The organism is Streptosporangiales bacterium (genome assembly GCA_009379825.1).
Taxonomy (GTDB): Bacteria; Actinomycetota; Actinomycetes; order Streptosporangiales; family WHST01; genus WHST01.
Window position 1 is genome coordinate 16,635 of sequence record WHTA01000033.1, and the last position, 20,176, is coordinate 36,810.

At 72.0% G+C, this 20,176-nt stretch carries 14 protein-coding genes and 1 pseudogene; 3 read left to right on the top strand and 12 right to left on the bottom strand.

Translation table 11 applies throughout. The annotated features are described in order from the left end of the window. The 5 genes from GEV07_16750 to rplU form a co-directional block, all read right to left on the bottom strand. The gene (locus GEV07_16750; protein MQA04295.1) at positions 1–1,257 is read right to left on the bottom strand and encodes a glutamate-5-semialdehyde dehydrogenase; all 1,257 of its coding nucleotides are present in this window, start codon (positions 1,255–1,257) and stop codon (positions 1–3) included. An 18-nt stretch (positions 1,258–1,275) separates the two neighbouring features. After that, complete coding sequence (locus GEV07_16755) at positions 1,276–2,406, bottom strand: glutamate 5-kinase (GenBank protein ID MQA04296.1); 1,131 nt, start codon at positions 2,404–2,406, stop codon at positions 1,276–1,278. Then, the gene (gene obgE / locus GEV07_16760; GenBank protein ID MQA04297.1) at positions 2,403–3,812 is read right to left on the bottom strand and encodes a GTPase ObgE; all 1,410 of its coding nucleotides are present in this window, start codon (positions 3,810–3,812) and stop codon (positions 2,403–2,405) included. The genes GEV07_16755 and obgE overlap by 4 nt, the downstream gene beginning before the upstream one ends. 82 nt (positions 3,813–3,894) lie before the next feature. Further along, positions 3,895–4,155, bottom strand: a complete 261-nt coding sequence (rpmA, locus tag GEV07_16765) for a 50S ribosomal protein L27 (GenBank protein MQA04298.1) — start codon at positions 4,153–4,155, stop codon at positions 3,895–3,897. Position 4,156: 1 nt separating this feature from the next. After that, positions 4,157–4,471: a 50S ribosomal protein L21 gene (gene rplU, locus GEV07_16770; GenBank protein ID MQA04299.1), complete on the bottom strand. Its 315-nt coding sequence runs from the start codon at positions 4,469–4,471 to the stop codon at positions 4,157–4,159. 176 nt (positions 4,472–4,647) lie between these two features. Here rplU and GEV07_16775 point away from each other — a divergent pair, with 176 nt between their 5' ends. Further along, the gene (locus tag GEV07_16775) at positions 4,648–5,205 is read left to right on the top strand and encodes a GNAT family N-acetyltransferase (GenBank protein MQA04300.1); all 558 of its coding nucleotides are present in this window, start codon (positions 4,648–4,650) and stop codon (positions 5,203–5,205) included. 148 nt (positions 5,206–5,353) lie between these two features. Here GEV07_16775 and GEV07_16780 read toward each other — a convergent pair whose 3' ends face one another. Together GEV07_16780 and GEV07_16785 are read right to left on the bottom strand one after the other, a co-directional pair. Then, positions 5,354–8,122: an Rne/Rng family ribonuclease gene (locus tag GEV07_16780; GenBank protein MQA04301.1), complete on the bottom strand. Its 2,769-nt coding sequence runs from the start codon at positions 8,120–8,122 to the stop codon at positions 5,354–5,356. A gap of 122 nt (positions 8,123–8,244) precedes the next feature. Next, positions 8,245–9,021 carry a DUF2344 domain-containing protein gene (locus GEV07_16785; GenBank protein MQA04302.1) on the bottom strand — a complete coding sequence of 259 codons (777 nt, stop codon included), beginning with the start codon at positions 9,019–9,021 and terminating at the stop codon, positions 8,245–8,247. Positions 9,022–9,186: 165 nt separating this feature from the next. On the opposite strand from GEV07_16785, the gene GEV07_16790 reads away from it, so the two are divergent. Next, entirely contained in the window at positions 9,187–9,612 is a 426-nt protein-coding gene (locus GEV07_16790) for a hypothetical protein (GenBank protein MQA04303.1), read from the top strand. Positions 9,613–9,626: 14 nt separating this feature from the next. Here the strand turns inward: GEV07_16790 and GEV07_16795 are convergent, their stop codons facing one another. The 5 genes and pseudogenes from GEV07_16795 to GEV07_16815 form a co-directional block, all read right to left on the bottom strand. After that, entirely contained in the window at positions 9,627–11,549 is a 1,923-nt protein-coding gene (locus tag GEV07_16795) for a TIGR03960 family B12-binding radical SAM protein (protein ID MQA04304.1), read from the bottom strand. 63 nt (positions 11,550–11,612) lie between these two features. Next, complete coding sequence (locus GEV07_16800) at positions 11,613–12,029, bottom strand: DUF4233 domain-containing protein (GenBank protein MQA04305.1); 417 nt, start codon at positions 12,027–12,029, stop codon at positions 11,613–11,615. A gap of 225 nt (positions 12,030–12,254) precedes the next feature. Then, a complete protein-coding gene (locus tag GEV07_16805) occupies positions 12,255–13,583 on the bottom strand; it encodes a dihydrofolate synthase (protein ID MQA04306.1) in 1,329 nt (442 codons plus the stop codon). Beyond that, the gene (locus GEV07_16810; protein MQA04307.1) at positions 13,580–16,207 is read right to left on the bottom strand and encodes a valine--tRNA ligase; all 2,628 of its coding nucleotides are present in this window, start codon (positions 16,205–16,207) and stop codon (positions 13,580–13,582) included. Before GEV07_16810 ends, GEV07_16805 begins: the two co-directional genes overlap by 4 nt. A gap of 70 nt (positions 16,208–16,277) precedes the next feature. After that, a pseudogene (locus GEV07_16815) lies at positions 16,278–17,339 on the bottom strand (methyltransferase domain-containing protein). 181 nt (positions 17,340–17,520) lie between these two features. Here GEV07_16815 and GEV07_16820 point away from each other — a divergent pair. Continuing rightward, positions 17,521–19,914 (top strand): tetratricopeptide repeat protein, encoded by a 2,394-nt coding sequence (locus GEV07_16820; protein ID MQA04308.1) that lies wholly within the window; start codon positions 17,521–17,523, stop codon positions 19,912–19,914. The last annotated feature ends 262 nt before the right edge of the window (positions 19,915–20,176 follow it).

Below are 20,176 nucleotides of genomic sequence, written 5' to 3' on the forward strand. Positions count from 1 at the left end.
CTACTCGCGGATGTGACCGTCGCCGACGACCACCCACTTGGTGGACGTCAGCTCGGACAGGCCCATCGGTCCCCTGGCGTGCAGCTTCTGCGTGGAGATGCCGATCTCCGCGCCGAAGCCGAACTCCTCACCGTCGGTGAAGCGGGTGGACGCGTTCACCATCACAGCCGCCGAGTCCACGGCGGCGACGAACCGCCTGGCCGCCGGCTGCGAGCCGGTGACGATCGCCTCCGTGTGGCCGCTGCCGTGCCTGCGGATGTGCGCCACCGCCTGGTCGAGCGACGGCACGATCCCCACCGCGAGGTCGTAGGAGAGGTACTCGGTGTCCCAGTCCGTGTCGGTGGCTGGCACGACCGGTACGCCGGCCGTTGCCGCGTACGGGGCGACCGCGTCGTCCGCGTGCAGCGTCACGCCCGCGTCGTGCAGTGCCGGCAGCGCGGCCGGCAGGAACTCCGCCGCGACGTCCTCGTGCACGAGCAGCGTCTCCGCGGCGTTGCAGACGCTCGGCCGCTGCGCCTTCGCGTTGACGGCCAGCCGCACGGCCATCTCGACGTCGGCGGTGGCGTCCACGTACACGTGGCAGTTGCCCACGCCGGTCTCGATCACCGGCACCGTCGACTCGGTCACCACGGTGTCGATCAGCTCGGCGCCGCCGCGCGGGATCAGCACGTCGACGAGGCCGCGGGCGCGCATCAGGTCGTGCACGGCCGAGCGCTCCGCCGGCAGCAGCTGGACCGCGTCCGCGGGCAGGTTGGCCTTCTCCAGCGCCGCGCGCAGCGCCTCGACGAGCGCGCGGTTGGTGTCGTACGCCGACGACGAGCCGCGCAACAGCGCCGCGTTGCCGCTCTTCAGGCACAGCGCGGCGGCGTCGACCGTGACGTTCGGCCGGCCCTCGTAGATGATGCCGACCACGCCGAACGGCACCCGCACCTGCCGCAGCTCGAGCCCGTTCGCCAGCACGGAGCCGCGCACCACCTCGCCGACCGGGTCGGGCAGGCCGGCGACCTGCCGTACGGCGTCGGCGATCGCCGCCACCCGCGCGCGGTCGAGGGTGAGCCGGTCGACGACGGTGTCGGTGACGCCGGCCTCCTTGGCCCGCTCGACGTCGGCGGCGTTGGCCGCGAGGATGCCTGGGAGGTGTTCGAGCAGGCTGTCCGCGACGAGGCACATCGCCTCGTCCTTGACCGCTCTGGTCACCGGCGCCAGCTCGACGGCGGCCGCCCGGGACCTCCCGGCAATGGTGGACACGTCAGTCATGGGAACCTCCGAGCACAGTCAGCCATGGTCCGGTGCCTTCCGCAAGATGACGAGGCCGTCGCGGTGCACGACCTCGCGTTCGTACTCCGCGCCGAGCTCCCTGGCCAGCCAGCGGGTGGACCGGCCGAGCAGCGCAGGGAGCTCGTCGGCGGCGTAGTTCACCAGGCCGCGCGCGACCGGCACGCCGTCGCGGGTGCAGAGGTCCACCGGGTCGCCGGCGACGAAACCGCCCTCCACCGCCACCACGCCGGCCGGCAGCAGCGACGTACGCCGCTCCACGACCGCCGCGACCGCGCCGTCGTCGAGCAGCAGCTTGCCGCGGGGCTCGGTGGCGTGCCGCAGCCACAGCAGCCGGGTGGGCTGCCGGCGCCCGGTCACCGTGAAGTACGTGCCCACCCGCTCGCCGTCGAGGGCTGCACCGGCCCGTTCCGACGAGGTCAGCACGACGGGGATCCCTGCGGACGTGGCGATCGCGGCGGCCTCCACCTTGGTGGCCATCCCGCCGCTGCCCAGCCCGGAGGCGCTGCCGCGACCGGCCCGTACGTTGCGCAGCTCCGTCACCGACTTGACCGTCTCGATCGGCTTCGTGCCAGGGCGCCGCGGGTCGCCGTCGTAGAGGCTGTCCACGTCGGAGAGCAGGACGAGGGCGTCCGCGTGCACCAGGTGAGCGACGAGCGCCGCGAGCCGGTCGTTGTCGCCGAACTTGATCTCCTGCGTGGCGACCGTGTCGTTCTCGTTCACCACCGGCACCGTGCCGAGGTCGAGCAGCCGGGCGAACGCGCGGTGCGCGTTGCGGTAGTGCTGCCTGCGGGTGACGTCGTCGACGGTCAGCAGCACCTGGCCGACGCGCAGGCCGAACCGCTCGAACTCGGCGGTGTAGCGCGCCAGCAGCAGCCCCTGCCCGACGCTCGCCGCCGCCTGCTGGGTCGCGAGGTCCCGTGGGCGCCTGGTCAGGCGCAGCGGGGCAAGGCCCGCGGCGATCGCGCCCGACGAGACCAGCACCACCTCCGTCCCGGCCATCCGGTGCTTCGCGAGCACCTCCACGAGCCCGGCCAACCTGGCCTGGTCGAGACCGCCGTCCTTGGTGGTCAGCGACGACGAGCCGACCTTCACCACCAGGCGGTTCGCCTGGGCGACGTCGTCCCTCATCCGTCGTCCGCCCCGTCGTCGCGGGTACGCCGCCTGCGGCCGGGGTCGTCCAGCCGGACGTCGCTGCCGCGCGGCCCGCGGGCCTCCTCCAGCTCGGCGCCGAGCGTCGGCTCCCAGCCGAAGATCACCGCGTCGTCGCCGTCGCCGATGCGTACGTCGCAGCCGGGCGTGGCGCCGGCCTCCATCAGCGCGGTCTCTACGCCGAGCCTGGCCAGCCGGTCGGCGAGGTAGCCGACCGCCTCGTCGTTGCCGAAGTCGGTCTGCCGCACCCACCGCTCCGGCTGCACACCGCGAACGACGAACATGTCCGGTTCCTCGGTGACGGTGAACGGCGCCTCGCCGATCGCGCGCGGCCGCAGCACCGTCCTGGTCGGCTGCGGGGCCGGCAGGCTGGCGCGCGCCTCCTTCACCAGCTCGGCCATCGCGAAGGACAGCTCACGCAGCTGCTCGTGGCTCGCCGCCGACACCACGAACACCCGGTAGCCCCTGGCCTCCAGGTCCGGCCGGACGAACTCGGCCAGCTCCTTCGCCTCCGGCACGTCCGCCTTGTTCAGCGCGACCAGCTTCGGCCGGTCGTTCAGCGCGATGCCGTCGGCGGCGTACGCGGCCAGCTCGGCCTCGATGACGTCCAGGTCGCTGAGCGGGTCGCGGCCCTGCTCGAGCGTGCCGCAGTCGATCACGTGCACCAGCGCGTGGCAGCGTTCCACGTGCCTGAGGAACTCCAGACCGAGCCCCTTGCCGCCGCTCGCGCCGGGGATCAGGCCTGGCACGTCCGCGACGGTGTAGCGGAAGCCGTCCGCGTCGACCACGCCGAGGTTCGGCACCAGGGTGGTGAACGGGTAGTCGGCGATCTTCGGCCGGGCCGCGGAAAGCGCGGCGACGAGCGACGACTTGCCGGCGTTCGGGAACCCGACAAGCGCGACGTCCGCGACGGTCTTCAGCTCGAGCACTACGTCCAGGCTCTCCCCCGGCTCGCCGAGCAGCGCGAACCCGGGCGCCTTGCGGCGCGGCGAGGCGAGCGCCGCGTTGCCGAGGCCGCCGCGGCCGCCCTTCGCCACCACGAACCGGGTGCCGGCTCCGACCAGGTCGGCGAGCTGCTCGCCGTCCGCCGTGCTGACCACGGTGCCGTCGGGCACGGCGAGCACCACGTCGGTGCCGTCCGCGCCGAACCGGTTCGAGCCCTGGCCCGGCTTGCCGTTGGTCGCCTTGCGGTGCGGCCGGTGGTGGTAGTCGAGCAGCGTTGTGATGCCCGGGTCGACGACCAGCACGACGTCGCCGCCGCGGCCGCCGTTACCGCCGTCCGGCCCGCCGAACGGCTTGAACTTCTCCCGGTGGATGGAGGCACAGCCATGCCCGCCGTTGCCGGCGGTGACGTGCGCCACCACCCGGTCGACGAAGCTGCTCACATGGATCCTTTCGAACATGCGACGAGGCGGGCCGGAATGCTTCCGACCCGCCTCGTGGGAGCTGCCTGTGCGCGCGGCGGATCTACTCCGCCGGTGGCGCGACGATGTTGACGGTGCGGCGACCCCGCCGGGTGCCGAACTCGACGCTGCCCGCGACCAGCGCGAACAACGTGTCGTCGTTGCCCCGGCCGACGCCGTCGCCCGGGTGGAACTTGGTGCCGCGCTGCCGCACGAGGATCTCGCCGGCGTTCACGGCCTGCCCGCCGAACCGCTTCACGCCGAGCCGCTTCGCGTTGGAGTCGCGACCGTTGCGGCTGGAGCTTGCGCCCTTCTTGTGTGCCATGTCACTTCCCCGTCTCGATGCCGGTGACCTTGACCTTGGTCAGCGACTGCCGGTGGCCCTGCCTGCGCTTGTAGCCGGTCTTGTTGCGGTAGTGCATGATGCGGATCTTCGGGCCCCGCTCGTGCTCCACCACTTCACCGGTCACCTGCCACGAGGCGAGCTTGCTCTGCTCGGAGGTGACCTTGTCACCGTCGACGACGAGCACTGCGGGCAGGCTGACCTGCTCTCCCGGCTCCGCAGGTACGCGGTCGAGGGTGATCACGTCACCGACCGCCACCTTCTCCTGACGGCCGCCAGCACGGACGATCGCGTACACCGCGAACTCTCTTCCTTGGTCGATCGAAAGATCATCGCCGACGTCGAGCACGTCGACGGTGGCCCGCAGCAGGCGGGCCGGTGATCCATAGTAGCGGGCCACCCCCACCACGGCGAATCGAGGGTCGTCGGCGGCGATCGCCGCTACCTGTCACAGGATACTGTTACCTTCGGCGCATGGCTGCCACCGGGGCCCCGCGGTTCACCTGGCGCCGCGTGGTGCCCGCCGACTTCCCACTGCTGGCGAAGTGGCTCGCCGAGCCGCACATCGCACGGTGGTGGAACCACGAGACCGCACCGGACGCCGTCGAGCGCGACTTCGGCCCGACGGCGAGGGGTGAGGAGGCGTCCGAGGACCTGCTCGCCGTGGTCGACGGCCAGCCCGTCGGGCTCGTGCAGCGGTCCCGGCTGATCGACTACCCGCAGTACCTCGCCGACTTCGCCGGCATCGTCGAGGTGCCAGAAGGCACCGTGACCATCGACTACCTGCTCGCCGGCCCGGACCGCGTCGGCAAGGGACTGGGCAGCGCGATGATCGCCGCGATCGTCGCCCGCACCTGGCACGACTTCCCGACCGCCCCCGCGGTCCTGGTCGCGGTAGTCGCCGCCAACCGCGCGTCCTGGCGCGCCCTGGAGAAGGCCGGCGCCACCCGGGCAGGCACCGGCGACCTGGAGCCGGACAACCCCATAGACGACCGCAAGCACTACGTCTACCGCTTCGACCGCCCGGCCTAGCCGGTGACCGCCGCGATGGCGGTCCCGGTCGCCCGCGGGCTAGCCGCTGGCCGCCGGGACCAGCCGACCGCGACCCAACCGCCGGCCAGCACAACCGGGCAACCCGGCTCGCCGCGGCTGCCGGCCGTCGCGGCCGGGTGACCGCAGGTTAGCCGCTGGCCGCCGCGATGGCGGCGATCTTCTCCGCGCTGTCGCGGTTCTTCTGCTGGTTCTGGTTCTGCTTCTTGCCCTTGCCGGACGAGCCGCCGCCCTGCTTGCCCTTGCCACGGCCGCCGCCACCACCGCCGCCGCTGCCGCTGCCGCTGCTGCGCTCGGGTTCCACCGGCTCCAGCGAGACGTGCAGGCCGCGGCCGTCACAGCAGTCACACGGCTTGCTGAACGCCTCCAGCAGGCCCTGGCCGATCCGCTTCCTGGTCATCTGCACCAGGCCGAGCGAGGTCACCTCGGCGACCTGGTGCCTGGTGCGGTCGCGGGCCAGGCACTCCACCAGCCGGCGCAGCACCAGGTCGCGGTTGCTCTCCAGCACCATGTCGATGAAGTCCACGACCACGATGCCGCCGATGTCGCGCAGCCGCAGCTGCCGGACGATCTCCTCGGCCGCTTCCAGGTTGTTGCGGGTGACGGTCTCCTCGAGGTTGCCGCCCTGGCCGGTGAACTTCCCGGTGTTGACGTCGATGACGGTCATCGCCTCGGTGCGGTCGACCACCAGCGAGCCGCCGCTGGGCAGGAACACCTTCCGGTCGAGCGCCTTGGCCAGCTGCTCGTCGATGCGGTAGGCCGCGAACACGTCCTTGCTGTCCGTCCACCGCTCGACCCGGTCGGCGAGGTGTGGCGCGACGTGCTGGACGTACGGCTCGATCATCTCCCAGGACTCTTCCCCGGCGACGACCAGCTTGCTGAAGTCCTCGTTGAACGCGTCCCTGATCACCCGGACGGTGAGGTCGGGCTCCTCGTACAGCAGGGCGGGCGCGTTGGCGCTCTTCGCCTTCTGCTGGATGGTCTCCCACTGGGCGACCAACCGGCTCACGTCGCGGCCGAGCTCTTCCTCGCTCGCGCCCTCGGCCGCGGTACGGACGATGACGCCGCCTTCGTCCGGCAGCGCCTGCTTGAGCACCTGCTTCAGCCGGTCGCGCTCCTTGTCCGGCAGCTTCCGGCTGATCCCCGCGGTGCTGCCTTCTGGCGAGTAGACCAAGTAGCGGCCCGGCAGCCCGATCTGCGAGGTGAGCCGGGCGCCCTTCTGCCCGACCGGCCCCTTCGTGACCTGGACGAGCACGGACTGCCCGGACTTGAGCACCGACTCGATGCGCTTGGGCTGGTTGCCCAGCTCGACCCCGGCGAAGTTGACCTCACCGGCGTAGAGCACCGCGTTGCGGCCGCGGCCGATGTCGATGAACGCGGCCTCCATGCTGGGCAGCACGTTCTGCACCCGGCCGAGGTACACGTTGCCGACGTACGACTGCGCCGCGCCGCGCTCCACGTAGTGCTCGACGAGCACGCCGTCCTCGCAGATGGCGATCTGCGTACGGTCCTCGACCTGCCGCACGACCATCACCCGGTCGACGGCCTCGCGCCTGGCCAGGAACTCGGACTCGCTGAGCACCGGCGCGCGGCGACGCCCCGGGTCGCGGCCGTCGCGCCTGCGCTGCCGCTTCGCCTCCAGCCTGGTCGAACCCTTGAGGGCGGTGACCTCGTCGCCGGGGTTCTGCTCGCGGGGTTGTCTGACCTTGACCACGGTGTTCGGCGGGTCGTCCGGGCTCGGGGCGGCTTCGCCGCCGCCGCCGCTTGACCGCCTGCGCCGACGCCTGCGACGGCGGCTGGAACGGCTCTCGTCCTGGTCGCCGCCACCGTCCTCGGCGGCGGTCTCGGACTCGCCGTCGGTGCCGTCGGCCTCGTCGTCGGTGTCGTCGTCGCTGTCGTCGTCGCTGTCGTCGTCCTGGCCGGCAGTCTCCCGCTGGCCGGTGCGGCGCCGACGGCCACGGCCGCCGCGGCGGCGCCGGCGGCGTGGCCGGTCCTCGTCGTCGTCGGCCTCGCCATCGGCGTCGTCGGCGTCGTCGGCCTCGGTTGCCTCGGTTACCGACGCGGTGTCGGGCTCGGCCTCGTCGGCCTCGTCACCTGCATCGGGGACGTCGTCCTCGCGCGCTGCCGGCGGGTCCACCGGCCGCGGCGGCAGGAACACCGCCGTACGCGGGTCCTCCGCGGGCTCCGGAGGTCCCGGCGGGCGGCTGGCACTCCCCCGCCGAACGCGACTACCGGCCGCCGGCTCCGCTTCCGCGGCCGCCGCCTCGTCGGCCGCGTCCGTCTTGGCACCGCTGCGGCCCGCCTGGGCACCGCGGCGACGCGACCTGGTTGCCGGCTCGCCCGAGTCCGACGCCTTCGCCTGAGCACCACGGCGGCCCGATCGGGCCCCCGCCGACTCATCCGAGGCCGAGCTGGTCACGGCCGGCTCGTCCGCGGCTGACGTGCTCGGTTGAGCACCGTTGCCGCCCGAGGTGGCCGCCGCCAACTCGTCCACGTCTGCTGCCTTCGCCCGAGCACCACGGCGGCCCGATCGGGCCCCCGCCGACTCGTCCGCGGCTGACGTGCTCGGTTGAGCACCGTTGCCGCCCGCCGCCGGCGTACCTGCTTCGGCGTGGCTGGGGTCCGAGCTCGCCGTCGGCGCCTCCGGCTGGTCGCCGGTCTGGTCCGACATGGCTGCCGCCGCGGGGTCACCGTCCGGTGGGGCGGCGGCTGCCTTCTTCGTCGCCCGCTTCCTGGCGGTCTTCTTGGCCGTCTTCTTCGCCACGGCCCGCTCGGCGGTCTTCTTCGCAGCGGGCGCCTGCTCGGCGGTGTCCTGCTCGGTTACCCCGTCTGCGCTGTTGACCTCCGCCGGTTGACCAACGACATCGTTGTCTCCACCCGGCGCATCGTCTTCGAGCATGCTGTTGTCTCCCTGTGGCCCCCTCGTCGCGTCTTCCGCGCCGGATCGGGGACCGCCTCGTAGTTCTCATCACGAGCAGTCGCCCGCGATGAAGCGTTTCCCGGCTCGTCCCACAGCCGCGATCATTCCTCGCGGAGCGCCCCAAGCGCTGGGGCGAACGGGTCGAGCACCTCACCGGTCTCCGAGACCAGTGGCCCCTGCCTGAGTCGCGTCACCGCTGCGGGTGACGGCGACTGCAGACCGGCCACGGTACGGATACCGGTAAGCATGTCGTCAGGGCGGACGGCAGGTGTGCCGTGCCTGACCACTGCGTGCAGTATCGCACAAGGAAGGGGGTTGTCGTCGCCGGTACGCGCCGATCGGGTCGAGACCGTACAGCTGACGACCGCCCCACGCGCGTCGAACGTACGGATGCCCTTCTTCGTCCTGCGCTCGACTTCCACCTCGTCGCAGGCCAGGAAGGTCGCCACCGCGCGGCCCGCTTCCTCGGCCGTGACCTGCGAAAGTGTGATCTCCCACAACGACGCCTCGAGCAGCTCGGGCAGGCTCGGCTGCCCCGGCTCGACGGTCACCACGGTGACCACGTCCAAGCCGGCGGGTAGTGACTCGTCGAGTGCGCTGCGCAGGTTCGCCGGCTCCTGCCAGGCCGTCACCGCGAGCTCGAAGTACTCCGCCTCGCTGGCGGCTCCCGTCGGCGCCGCCCCCGCGTACGAGATCCGCGGGTGCGGGCTGAAGCCGGCGGAGAACGCCACCGGCACCGCGGCGCGGCGCAGTGCCCGCTCCAGGGCGCGCTGGAAGTCACGGTGACTGACGAACCGCAGCCGGTCGCGCTTGGCGTACTGCACGCGCAGCCGCTGGACCGGTACGTCCGCATCTCGATCGGGTTGTGGCCTGGCCATCGCACTGTCGACCTTACGCCACGGTCAGCGCGCCTCCTCAGCTACCGGACCCGCGCGACTTATGGTGCTGGTGTGACTGTTGGGGTAGATGTTGTCGCACCTTCCTGTACGTGGCGCGCGTCGCTCGTACCTGCGCATCTGCCCGTCGCGAGTGTCTACGGGTTCTTGCTGGACACCACGGGACGGTGCCTGATCCAGGTGTACGCGGACGGGTCGACGGGGCTGCCGGGCGGCGTGCCGAACCCGGGTGACGTCGACCAGTTCGCCACCCTGCGCCGCGAGGCGTGGGAGGAGAACCAGGTCGTCGTCACCGAGGTGGGGCACCTCGGCTACCAGGAGATCTGTCCGGCCGGCGCCCCTGCGTACGCGCTGGTGGCGCTGGTGGGACGGATCTGCCGGTTCGAGGCGCGCCGCCCGGACCCGAACGGCGGTGAGACGTATCACAGGTACCTGGCGCCGCTCGCCGACGTCCGGACGCTGCTGGGCGCCGGCATGCCACCGGACGCGCCCACGGCCGCGGCCAAGACCGCGGACCGGCTGTGGCGGCTACCGGTGCACAAGACCACCACCCCTGCGGACTACGCCGACTGACGCCGCGCCGCAGGTCAGACGGGGGTCAGCGGCAGCAGCTTCTTGCCGGTGGGGCCGATCTGGATCTCGGTGTCCATGCCGGGGCAGACGCCGCAGTCGTAGCAGGGGGTCCAGCGGCAGTCGTCCACCTCGACCTCGTTCACGGCGTCCTGCCAGTCCTCCCAGAGCCAGTCCCTGTCCAGGCCGGCGTCCAGGTGGTCCCAGGGCAGCACCTCGATCGAGTCGCGCTCGCGGACCGTGAACCAGGCCAGGCTCACCGGGCCGTCGCCGAACACCTCGGCGCACGCGTCCGCCCACCGGTCGTACGAGAAGTGCTCGCTCCAGCCGTCGAACCGGCCGCCGTCCTCCCACACCCGCCGGATCACGGCGCCGACCCTGCGGTCACCGCGCGACAGCAGGCCTTCGATGACGCTCGGCTGGCCGTCGTGGTACCTGAAGCCGACCGCCTTGCCGTACGAGCGGTCCTTGCGGACGGTGTCGCGCAGCAGCTTCAGCCGGTCGTCCACGGTCTGCGCGTCCTGCTGCGCCGCCCACTGGAACGGGGTGTGCGGCTTCGGCACGAACGCGCCGATCGACACGGTGCAGCGGATGTCGCGCCGCCCGCTCGCCTCGCGGCCGGCGTCGATGACCCGCTTCGCCAGGTCGGCGATGGCCAGCACGTCCTCGTCGGTCTCGGTGGGCAGACCGCACATGAAGTACAGCTTCACCTGCCGCCAGCCGTTGGCGTACGCGGTGGTCACCGTGCGGATCAGGTCGTCCTCGCTGACCATCTTGTTGATGATCTTGCGCATCCGCTCGGAGCCGCCCTCGGGCGCGAACGTCAGCCCGGACCGCCGCCCGTTGCGGGACAGCTCGTTGGCCAGTGTGACGTTGAACGCGTCCACCCGGGTGGACGGCAGCGACAGCGAGACGTTGCTGCCCTCGTACTGGTCGGCGAGACCCTTGGCGATGTCGCCGATCTCGGAGTGGTCGGCGCTGGACAGCGACAGCAGCCCGACCTCCTCGAAGCCGCTCGCCTTGATGCCGCCCTCCACCATCTCGCCGACGGTGGTGATCGAGCGTTCCCGCACCGGCCGGGTGATCATCCCCGCCTGGCAGAACCGGCAGCCGCGGGTGCAGCCGCGGAAGATCTCCACGCTGTACCGCTCGTGCACGGTCTCCGCCAGCGGCACGAGCGGCGCTTTCGGGTACGGCCAGTCGTCCAGGTCGGAGACGGTGTACTTGCGCACCTGGAACGGCACGCCTGGCCGGTTCGGCGCCACCCGCCTGATCCGGCCGTCGGGCAGGTAGTCGACGTCGTAGAACTTCGGCACGTACACGCCACCGCTGGCGGCCAGCCGCTGCAGCACCTCGTCGCGACCGCCCGGCCGGCCCTCGACCTTCCACTCCCTGACCACCTCGGTGATCGCCTGCACGACCTCCTCGCCGTCGCCGAGCACGGCGGCGTCGAGGAAGTCCGCGATCGGCTCCGGGTTGAACGCCGCGTGCCCACCGCCGAGTACGAGCGGGTCGTCATCGCCGCGCTCGTCAGCGCGCAGTGGGATGCCGGCGAGGTCGAGTGCGGTGAGCAGGTTCGTGTACCCCAGCTCGGTGGCGAACGAGATGCCGAACAGGTCGAACGCCCGCACCGGCCGGTGCGCGTCGACGGTGAACTGCGGCACGCCGTGCTCGCGCATCAGGCGCTCGAGATCCGGCCACACCGCGTAGGTGCGCTCGGCGAGGACGCCTGGCTTCTCGTTCAGCACCTCGTACAGGATCTGCACGCCCTGGTTGGGCAGCCCCACCTCGTACGCGTCGGGGTACATCAGGCACCACCGCACGTCCGCGGCGTCCCAGTCGGCGACCACCGAGTTGAGCTCGCCGCCGACGTACTGGATCGGCTTGCTCACCAGCGGGAGCAGCGGCTCCAGCCGCGAGAACACCGACTCGACGGGCATGACGGTACGTCCTCCACGAGTTCGGCTGGCTACGGGCGAGCTACCAGCGTAACCGCTGCGACGTCAGCGTTCGTGCGGGTGGGCGATGCGGCCGCACCAGAGGGCGGCGACCCACAGAGCGGCGAAGAGGACGCCGAGGAAGAACATCGCGGGGACGACGAAGCCGGTGCCGATCGCGACCAGCTGCAGGGCCGAGCCCGCGTAGTACGCCCAGCGGAAGCGCAGCAGCGCGCACAGCACGACGGCGACGAGAGCGAGGCCGCCGCCGATCAGCCACGCGGTACCCAGGTCGACGCCGCTGATCGAGTTCGCGACCGGCGCCGCGCAGACGAAGACGATCGCCTGGAAGATCAGCATGGTCGCGCAGAAGCGCCGGGTCACCCGGTTCACGTCGATCCACGGGCGCCGCTGCGCCGCCGCCTCGGTCATACCGCGACCGCCTCCTCCCGAGCCTCCGGCAGGTGCCGCGACAAGGTCCATCGACGCGTGGCGCACATCGCGACCCCCACCTCCACCTCGCTCACCGTCCAATCTCTCACGTGGCTAGGGCGCGTCTGACAACAGCTGTCCGGGCTGCGCGACGCCCATGACGGCCATTAGCGGTGTTGTCCTCAAGGCAAGTATGGCCAATACGAGCCATTCGTCCGCCACCGCTACTGACCGCCCTGGCCGCCGCTCGCCTCGAACGCCATTGTCAGACACGCCCTAGCGCACCTGACCGCCGAGCAGCAGCCGCGCGTCGCCCGCGGTCACCACGGAACCGGTCACGAGCACGCCGAGGCCGGAGGCGACGAGGTCCGTCCCCTCCTCCGCCTGCGCGATGGCGGTGTCGAGGGCCTCGTCCAGCCGCTCCACCACGGTGACCCGGTCGTCGCCGAAGATGCCGGCGGCGATCTCGCCGAGCTCGGCCGGCGGCATCGAGCGGTCGGAGTGGTTGCGGGTCACCACGACCCGGTCGAGCACCGGCTCGAGCGCCTCGAGCAGGCCGGGCACGTCCTTGTCGCTCATCACGCCGACGACGCCGATCAGCCGCTGGAAGGAGAACGCCTCCCCCAACGACGCCACCGTCGCCTGCATGCCGGCCGGGTTGTGCGACGAGTCGACGAGCACCGTCGGGCTGCGGCGTACAACCTCGAGCCGGCCGGGCGCGTTCACCTCGGCGAACGCGTCGCGCACCACCTCGATGTCGAGCTCCTTCGCAGCGGTGAACGCCTCGACCGCAGCGAGGGCGACCGCGGCGTTGCTCGCCTGGTAGCTGCCGTGCAGCGGCAGGAAGATGTCCTCGTACGTGGTCTCCAGCCCGCGCAGCGACACCAGCTGCCCGCCGACGGCGGTGTCCTGGCTGAGCACGCCGAACTCCAGGCCCTCCCTGGCGACGGTCGCCTCCAGCTCGACGGCCTGGCGCATCAGCACCTCGGCGGCCGCCACCGGCTGCTGGGCCAGCACCACGAAGCCGCCCGGCTTGATGATGCCGGCCTTCTCCGTCGCGATGTCCACGACGTCGTCGCCGAGCAGGTGCGCGTGGTCGATCGAGATCGGGGTGCAGACCGACACCTGGCCGTCGACCACGTTGGTCGCGTCCCACGCGCCGCCGAGCCCGACCTCCACCACGGCGGCGTCGACCGGCGCGTCCGCGAACGCCGCGAACGCCATGCCGGTGACGACCTCGAAGAAGCTCATCGGCAGCCCGAGCTGCTGCTCCACCAGCTCGACGTACGGCAGCACCTCGTCGTACGTGGCGACGAACAGCTCCTCGTCGATCGGCTCGCCGAGCACCGAGATCCGCTCCCTGACGGTCTGCAGGTGCGGGCTCGAGTACCGGCCCACCCGCAGCCCCAGCCCGCGCAACAGCGCGTCGATCATCCGCGCGGTGCTGGTCTTGCCGTTGGTCCCGGTCAGGTGAATGGCGGGGTACGTACGCTGCGGGTCGCCCATCAGGTCCATCAGCAGCCTGATGCGGTCGAGGCTCGGCTCCATCCGGGTCTCCGGCCACCGCTGCAGCAGCGCCCGGTCGACCTCTTCGAACCTGCTCATTGGATATCGGCCAACGCTTCGAGGCGCGCGGTCAGCCTGGCGATGTCCTCGTCGGCCTCGGTCACGCGGTTCCTGGTCTCCGCCACCACCTCGGCGGGTGCGCGCTCGACGAAGTTGGCGTTGGCCAGCTTGTCCTCCGACTGCGCCTTCGTACGTTCAGCGGCGGCCAGGTCCTTGGTCAGCCTGGCGCGCTCCGACTCCACGTCGATCGCGCCGCGCAGGTCCAGCTCGACCGTCGCGGTCGCCACCTGCAGGGTGGCGCTCGCGGTGAAGTCGTCCGCCGGTTCGTCCAGCCGGGCGAGCGCGCGCAGCGCGTCCACGCCGTCGTGCAACGGCAGGTCGCCGAGGTCGAGCCTGGCGGGCACCCGCTGGCTCGGCCGCAGCCGCTGTTCCGCCCGGAACCGACGGATCTCCGTGACGACCTCGATCAGCGTGGCCGTCCGCCGTTCCGCGTCGGCGTCCGCGAAGGTCGCGTCACCGGTCGGCCAGTCGGCCGTCACCACGGTCTCGCGCCCGGTCAGCGCGCACCACAGCTCCTCCGTGACGTACGGCACGACCGGGTGCAGTGCCCGCAGCAGCCGGTCGAGCACGTGCCCGAGCACCGCCTGGGTGCCGGCCGCGACCGGGCCGCCGCGGTCGATCTGCACCTTCGCGATCTCCAGGTACCAGTCGCAGAACTCGTCCCAGGTGAAGTGGAACAGCGTGTCGACGACCTTCGCGAACTGCAGGTCCTCGAACAGCTCGTCCACGTGCGCCAGGGTGCTGTGCAGCCGGGAGAGTATCCACCGGTCGGCAGCCGTACGTTGGTCCGCCGGGGGCAGCGGCGCGGCGGCGTCCGCGCCGTTGAGCAACGCGAACCGCGCGGCGTTCCACAGCTTGTTGCAGAAGTTCCGCGACCCCTGCACCCACTCCTCGCCTATCGGCACGTCCTGCCCGGGGTTGGCGCCGCGCGCGAGCGTGAACCGCAGCGCGTCCGAGCCGTAGGAGTCCATCCACTCCAGCGGGTCCACGGTGTTGCCGCGCGACTTGCTCATCTTCTTGCCGAACTTATCCCTGATCAACCCGGTGAGCGCGATCGTACGGAACGGGACGGCGTCGGCCGGGTCCTCGGCGTCCGACATCGCGTAGATGCCGAGCATCATCATCCTGGCCACCCAGAAGAACAAGATGTCGTAGCCGGTGAGCAGTACGTCGGTCGGGTAGAACTTCCGCAGGTCCGCCGTGTCGTCCGGCCAACCGAGCGTGGAGAACGGCCACAGCCCGGACGAGAACCAGGTGTCGAGCACGTCCTGGTCCTGTGTCCAGCCGTCGCCCGTGGGCGGCTCGTCGTCCGGGCCGACGCAGACCACCTCGCCGCCCGGCCCGTACCAGACGGGGATCCGGTGCCCCCACCACAGCTGCCGGGAGATGCACCAGTCGTGCATGTTGTCGACCCACTCGAAGTAGCGGTACTCCAGCTCCTTCGGGTGGATCTGCACCCGGCCGTCGCGGACGGCGTCGCCCGCGGCCTTCGCCAGCGGGCCGACCCGGACGAACCACTGCAGCGACAGCCGCGGCTCGACGACCGTCTCGCACCGCGAGCAGTGCCCGACGGCGTGCGTGTGCGAGCGCTGCTCGACCAGCCGGCCCTCTTCGCGCAGCGCCGCGATCACCGCCGGCCGCGCCTCGAACCGGTCCAGGCCCTCGAACGGACCAGGCAGGGTGATCTGGCCGCGCTCGTCCATGATGGTGACCGACTCCAGGTCGTGCCTGCGACCGATCTCGAAGTCGTTCGGGTCGTGTGCCGGCGTGACCTTCACCGCGCCGCTGCCGAACTCCGGGTCCACGTGCGGGTCGGCGACCACCGGGATGGTGCGCCCGGTCAGCGGCAGCGTGACCCGCTTGCCGACCAGATGCCGGTAGCGCTCGTCGTCGGGGTGCACGGCGACGGCCGTGTCGCCGAGCATCGTCTCCGCACGCGTGGTGGCGACGGTCACCGAGTCGTCGCCGTCGCCGTAGCGCAGCGACACCAGCTCGCCGTCGACGTCCTTGTGGTCCACCTCGATGTCGGACAGCGCCGTACGGCAGCGCGGGCACCAGTTGATGATCCGCTCGGCCTGGTAGATCAGGTCGTCCTCGTACAGCCGCTTGAACATGGTGAGGACGGCGCTGGACAGGCCCTCGTCCATGGTGAACCGTTCCCTGGACCAGTCCACGCCGTCGCCGAGGCGACGCATCTGGCCGAGGATCTGGCCGCCGTACTGCTCCTTCCAGGCCCAGACCCGCTTGACGAAGGCCTCCCGACCCAGGTCGTAGCGGCTCTTGCCCTCCTCGGCCAGCTGCCGCTCCACCAGGGTCTGGGTGGCGATGCCGGCGTGGTCCATGCCGGGCAGCCACAGCGCCTCGTAGCTCTGCATCCGGCGGCGGCGGGTCAGCGCGTCCATCAGCGTGTGCTGGAAGGCGTGCCCCAGGTGCAGTGAGCCGGTGACGTTCGGCGGCGGGATGACGATCGTGTACGGCGGCCGCTCACTGCCCGCGTCCGCAGTGAACGCGCCTACGTCGAGCCAGCGCTGGTAGAGGCGGCTCTCGACGTCGGCCGGCGTGTACTGGGACGGCAGTTCTGCGGGGTCTGGGGTTTGGTTCACGGCGGGCAGTCTACGGACCCCGATGAGACTGCCCGCCGCGAACCTGGTCCCCCGATCCCCCGAGGACCGGTCAGGCGGGGGTGGTCGCCTCGTAGACGAGGTTGAACGGCGTGGTCGCCGCCACCCGGAACCCGGTGAAACCGGCCTGCTCGGTGATCTTCTCGATCGCCGCGGGACCGGCCTGGGCGCCGAGCGCCCAACCACCCTCCTGGCTCTTCGCGTTCGGGATGCAGAGGAAGGTCGAGGCGCTGTAGTAGATCCGCCCGACGGGGTTCAGGTTGCCCGCCACGTCGTCGGCCGCTGCCGGCTCGACGATCATCCACGTACCGCCGGGGCGCAGCGCCTGGCGTACCTGATGCGCCGCCGCGAGCGGGTCACCCATGTCGTGCAGTGCGTCGAACGTCGTCACGAGCGCGTAGCCCTGGCCGGAGAACGTCTGTGCCGTGGCCACCTCGAACGCCACCCGGTCGGCGACGCCGGCGTCCGCGGCCCGCTTCCGTGCCAGTTCGATCGACTCGTCGTGGTAGTCGGAGCCGACGAAGTGCGAGTTCGGGAACGCCTGCGCCATCAACACCGTCGACGCGCCCAGACCACACCCGAGGTCCGCGACCTTGGCACCCGAGTCCAGCGCCGCCTCGACGCCGTCCATGGCGGGAATCCAGTTCTGCACCAGGTTGGCCAGGTAGCCAGGACGGAAGAACTGCTCGGTGCCGACGAACAGGTCCTTGTCGTGCTCGTGCCAGCCGATGCCCTTCCCGGTGCGGAACGCCTCCGTCACCTCGGGCTCCGTCCGCAGCGTCGCCAGCGCGAGCATGAACGCGGCCGGCGCGTTGACCGCGCCGTCCGGGTCGGCGACGATCGCCGCCTGCTCCTCGGTCAGCGAGTACCGCTCGGTGTCCGCGTCGTACGTCACGTAGCCGCCGGCGGCCTGTCCGCGCAGCCACTCCGTGACCTACCGCTCGTCGGTACGGGTGGCGGCGGCGAGCTCAGCGGGGGTCATCGGGCGTTCCGCCAGCGGCGGGTACAACCCCAGCCGGTAGCCCACGACGGCGTTCCCCGCGCTCACCGTCGCGCCGAGATCGCTAACGACACGGTGGAGCAGGTCCTCGAGCACGGCCTGGTCGATTGCCATCAGTTGCCTCCTGTCTCCGCCGTTCACGCAACGGCTAGGGCCAGCCTGCGCGCAACGCCACAGTGAGGCCATGGACACCACCCGCACAGGAACCTGACAAAGCCCTGACAGCACGGCAAAACGGTCGTACGTTCCTGCCACAGTCTGGCCCCGGCTGCCGCTGAGGGGAGGTACGCACAACGTGAGGGACCAACCGGGCGGCCACTTCGGGGCGCTGCTGCGGCGCCACCGGTTGGTGGCCGGACTCTCCCAGCAGGCACTCGCCGACCGCTCCGGGCTGAGCGTGGACGCGATCGCGGCGTTGGAACGGGGCCGCAGGCGCCGGCCACGCGCCTTCACCGTGCGGCTGCTCGCGGACACGCTCGACCTCGACGACGGCGCCCGTCAGGTGCTGGCCAGCGCGAGCGAACCGGCCGGCACCTCCACGGCGCCGACCCGGGTGCCGCCGCCGTTCACCGAGCTGGTCGGGCGGATCGAGGAACGCGACGCCGTCGCAAGCCTGCTGCGCCAGGACGGGGTGCGGCTGGTCACGCTGACCGGGCCGGGCGGGGTCGGCAAGACGCAGCTGGCCCTCGACGTCGTCCGGCAGGTGGCCGGCGACTTCCCCGGCGGCGTCGGCTGGGTGGCGCTGTCGCAGCTCGGCGACGCAGCGGCGATCACCCAGGCGGTCGCCACCTCGTTCGGGGTGCGGGACGCACCGGGCCGCCCGCTGCTCGACCCGTTGACCGCCACGCTCGCCACCCCGGACGCACTGCTGCTGCTGGACAACTGCGAGCACCTGGTGGGCCCGGTGACGCCGTTCGTCGAGCACCTGCTCATGTCCTGCAGCGGGCTGCGCGTCCTCGCGACGAGCCGGGAACGGCTGCGGCTGCCGGCGGAGATCGTGCGGCCGGTCGCGCCGCTGGCCGTCCCAGGCGACGACGACGAGGTGGACGACTCCCCCGCCGTCGCCTTGTTCGTCCGCCGGGCGCGGCAGCTGCTGCCCGACTTCCGGCTCACCGCCGCGGACCGACCGGCCGTCGCGCGGATCTGCCGCGAGCTGGACGGGCTGCCGCTGGCGCTCGAGCTGGCCGCGGCACGGGTGAACGTGCTGAGCATCCGCCAGCTCGCGGCGAGCATCGACGAGGCCGGCTGCCTCACCGGCAGCAGGGACGGCACGCCGCGCCACCGCACACTGCGTGCCGCGATCGACTGGAGCTACGAGCTGCTCGGCGCCGACGAGCGGCGGGCGCTGCGGCAGCTCGCCGTGTTCGCCGGCGGCTGGAGCCTGCAGGCGGCCGCGGCGACCTGCCCGGTGCTCGCCGACGAGGAGCAGGCGCTCACCGTGACCGCGTCGCTGGTGGACAAGTCGTTGGCGATAGCCGTCCCGGCGAACGGTCAGGCCCGCTACTTCCTGCTCTTCACCGTGCGCCGTTACGCGCTGGAGAAGCTGCGGGCGAGCGGCGACCTCGACGCCGTGGCGACCACGTACGCCAGGTACGTCACCGAGCTGGCCGAGCGAGCCGCGCCTGAGCTGCACGGCCCGCGCCAGGTCGACTGGCTGGACCGGCTGGACACGGAGGTGAACAACGTCCGTGCGGTGCTCGCCTGGGCCAGCGGTCGGCGTACCGACATCGGGGTGCGGCTCGCCGGCGCACTGTGGCGCTACTGCTACCTGCGCGGCCGGTACGGCGAGGGCCGGGCGTGGCTGACCACGGCCCTGGCGGGCGACCACACGGCGTCGGCCACGGCGCTGGCCGGGGCACAGCTCGGCACCGGGGTGCTCGCGTTCCTGCAGTGCGAGTACGACCTGGCCGCGGCCCGGATCGAGGCGGCGCTGCGGCTCTACCGCGAGCACGGGGACCGCCGCGGCGTCGCCGAGTCGCTGCAGCGGCTCGGCAGCGTGGCGCGGGAGCGCGGCGACTACGAGCGCGCGCTGCGGCTGCACGAGGAGAGCCGCGACCTGTGGCACGCCGCCGGGGACCAGGCCAGGGTCGCCGAGTCACGGAACTACCTGGGCTTCGTCGCCTGGCTGACCGAGGACCCGGACGCGGTCGACAGCTGCCGGCAGACGCTCGCGGTGTTCCGGCGGCTCGCCGACGCGGAGGGCACGGCCTGGGCGCTGCTCAACCTGGGCGCCGCCGTCGCGTACCTCGGTGAGCCCGACCGGGCGGAGCGGCTGCTGCGGGAGAGCCTCGCGCTGGCCGACCGCACCAGGTTCGCCGAGGGCGTCGCATGGTCACTGAACCTGCTCGGCGTGGTCGCGCGCCGCACCGGCCGTGCGGAACTGGCCGGGGAGCTGCTGGTCGAGAGCCTGCGGCAGCACCTCGCACTCGGCGACCGCTGGCGAGCGGCCAGCGTGTGCGAGGAGCTCGCCGCGGTCACCGTGGCCACCGACCCTGCGCGCGCCGCACGCCTCCTCGGCGCCGCGGACGAGCTGCGCAGCAGCGACGCCCGCCGCCCACCGGTCGAACAGCCCGACTACGAGCAGACCGTCCGCACCTGCCGCGAGGCGCTGGGCGCCGCAACCTTCACCACCGAACACGCCGACGGCCGCACCACACCCCCGGACACCCTCACCAACCATCTCGACTGAGGCTGAACTGCCGCCGACACTAGGCGGACTTCCCCGCCGCTCACCACGGCGCCAGGCGACGACCTCGCACCGCATCGTGGGCGGCCGGACCTCCCCGCCGCCCGCCCGGCACGAGATGACGACCTCGCGCGGCACCGCCGCTAGGCGGAGTTCCCACGGCGCGAGGTAACAACGCCGCGCGGCACCAGCGTCGGGTTTGACACCGGCCAGCACCACGTCGCCGGTGCTGACCTCGCGCGACAGCGCGGGCCAGGCGGACTTC

Bases quoted from the DNA above. Each gene is read 5' to 3' on its own strand.
- GEV07_16750 (MQA04295.1), bottom strand. From the start codon at position 1,257: ATGACTGACGTGTCCACCATTGCCGGGAGGTCCCGGGCGGCCGCCGTC.
- GEV07_16755 (MQA04296.1), bottom strand. From the start codon at position 2,406: ATGAGGGACGACGTCGCCCAGGCGAACCGCCTGGTGGTGAAGGTCGGC.
- rpmA (MQA04298.1), bottom strand. From the start codon at position 4,155: ATGGCACACAAGAAGGGCGCAAGCTCCAGCCGCAACGGTCGCGACTCC.
- GEV07_16775 (MQA04300.1), top strand. From the start codon at position 4,648: ATGGCTGCCACCGGGGCCCCGCGGTTCACCTGGCGCCGCGTGGTGCCC.
- GEV07_16780 (MQA04301.1), bottom strand. From the start codon at position 8,122: ATGCTCGAAGACGATGCGCCGGGTGGAGACAACGATGTCGTTGGTCAA.
- GEV07_16785 (MQA04302.1), bottom strand. From the start codon at position 9,021: ATGGCCAGGCCACAACCCGATCGAGATGCGGACGTACCGGTCCAGCGG.
- GEV07_16795 (MQA04304.1), bottom strand. From the start codon at position 11,549: ATGCCCGTCGAGTCGGTGTTCTCGCGGCTGGAGCCGCTGCTCCCGCTG.
- GEV07_16800 (MQA04305.1), bottom strand. From the start codon at position 12,029: ATGGACCTTGTCGCGGCACCTGCCGGAGGCTCGGGAGGAGGCGGTCGC.
- GEV07_16805 (MQA04306.1), bottom strand. From the start codon at position 13,583: ATGAGCAGGTTCGAAGAGGTCGACCGGGCGCTGCTGCAGCGGTGGCCG.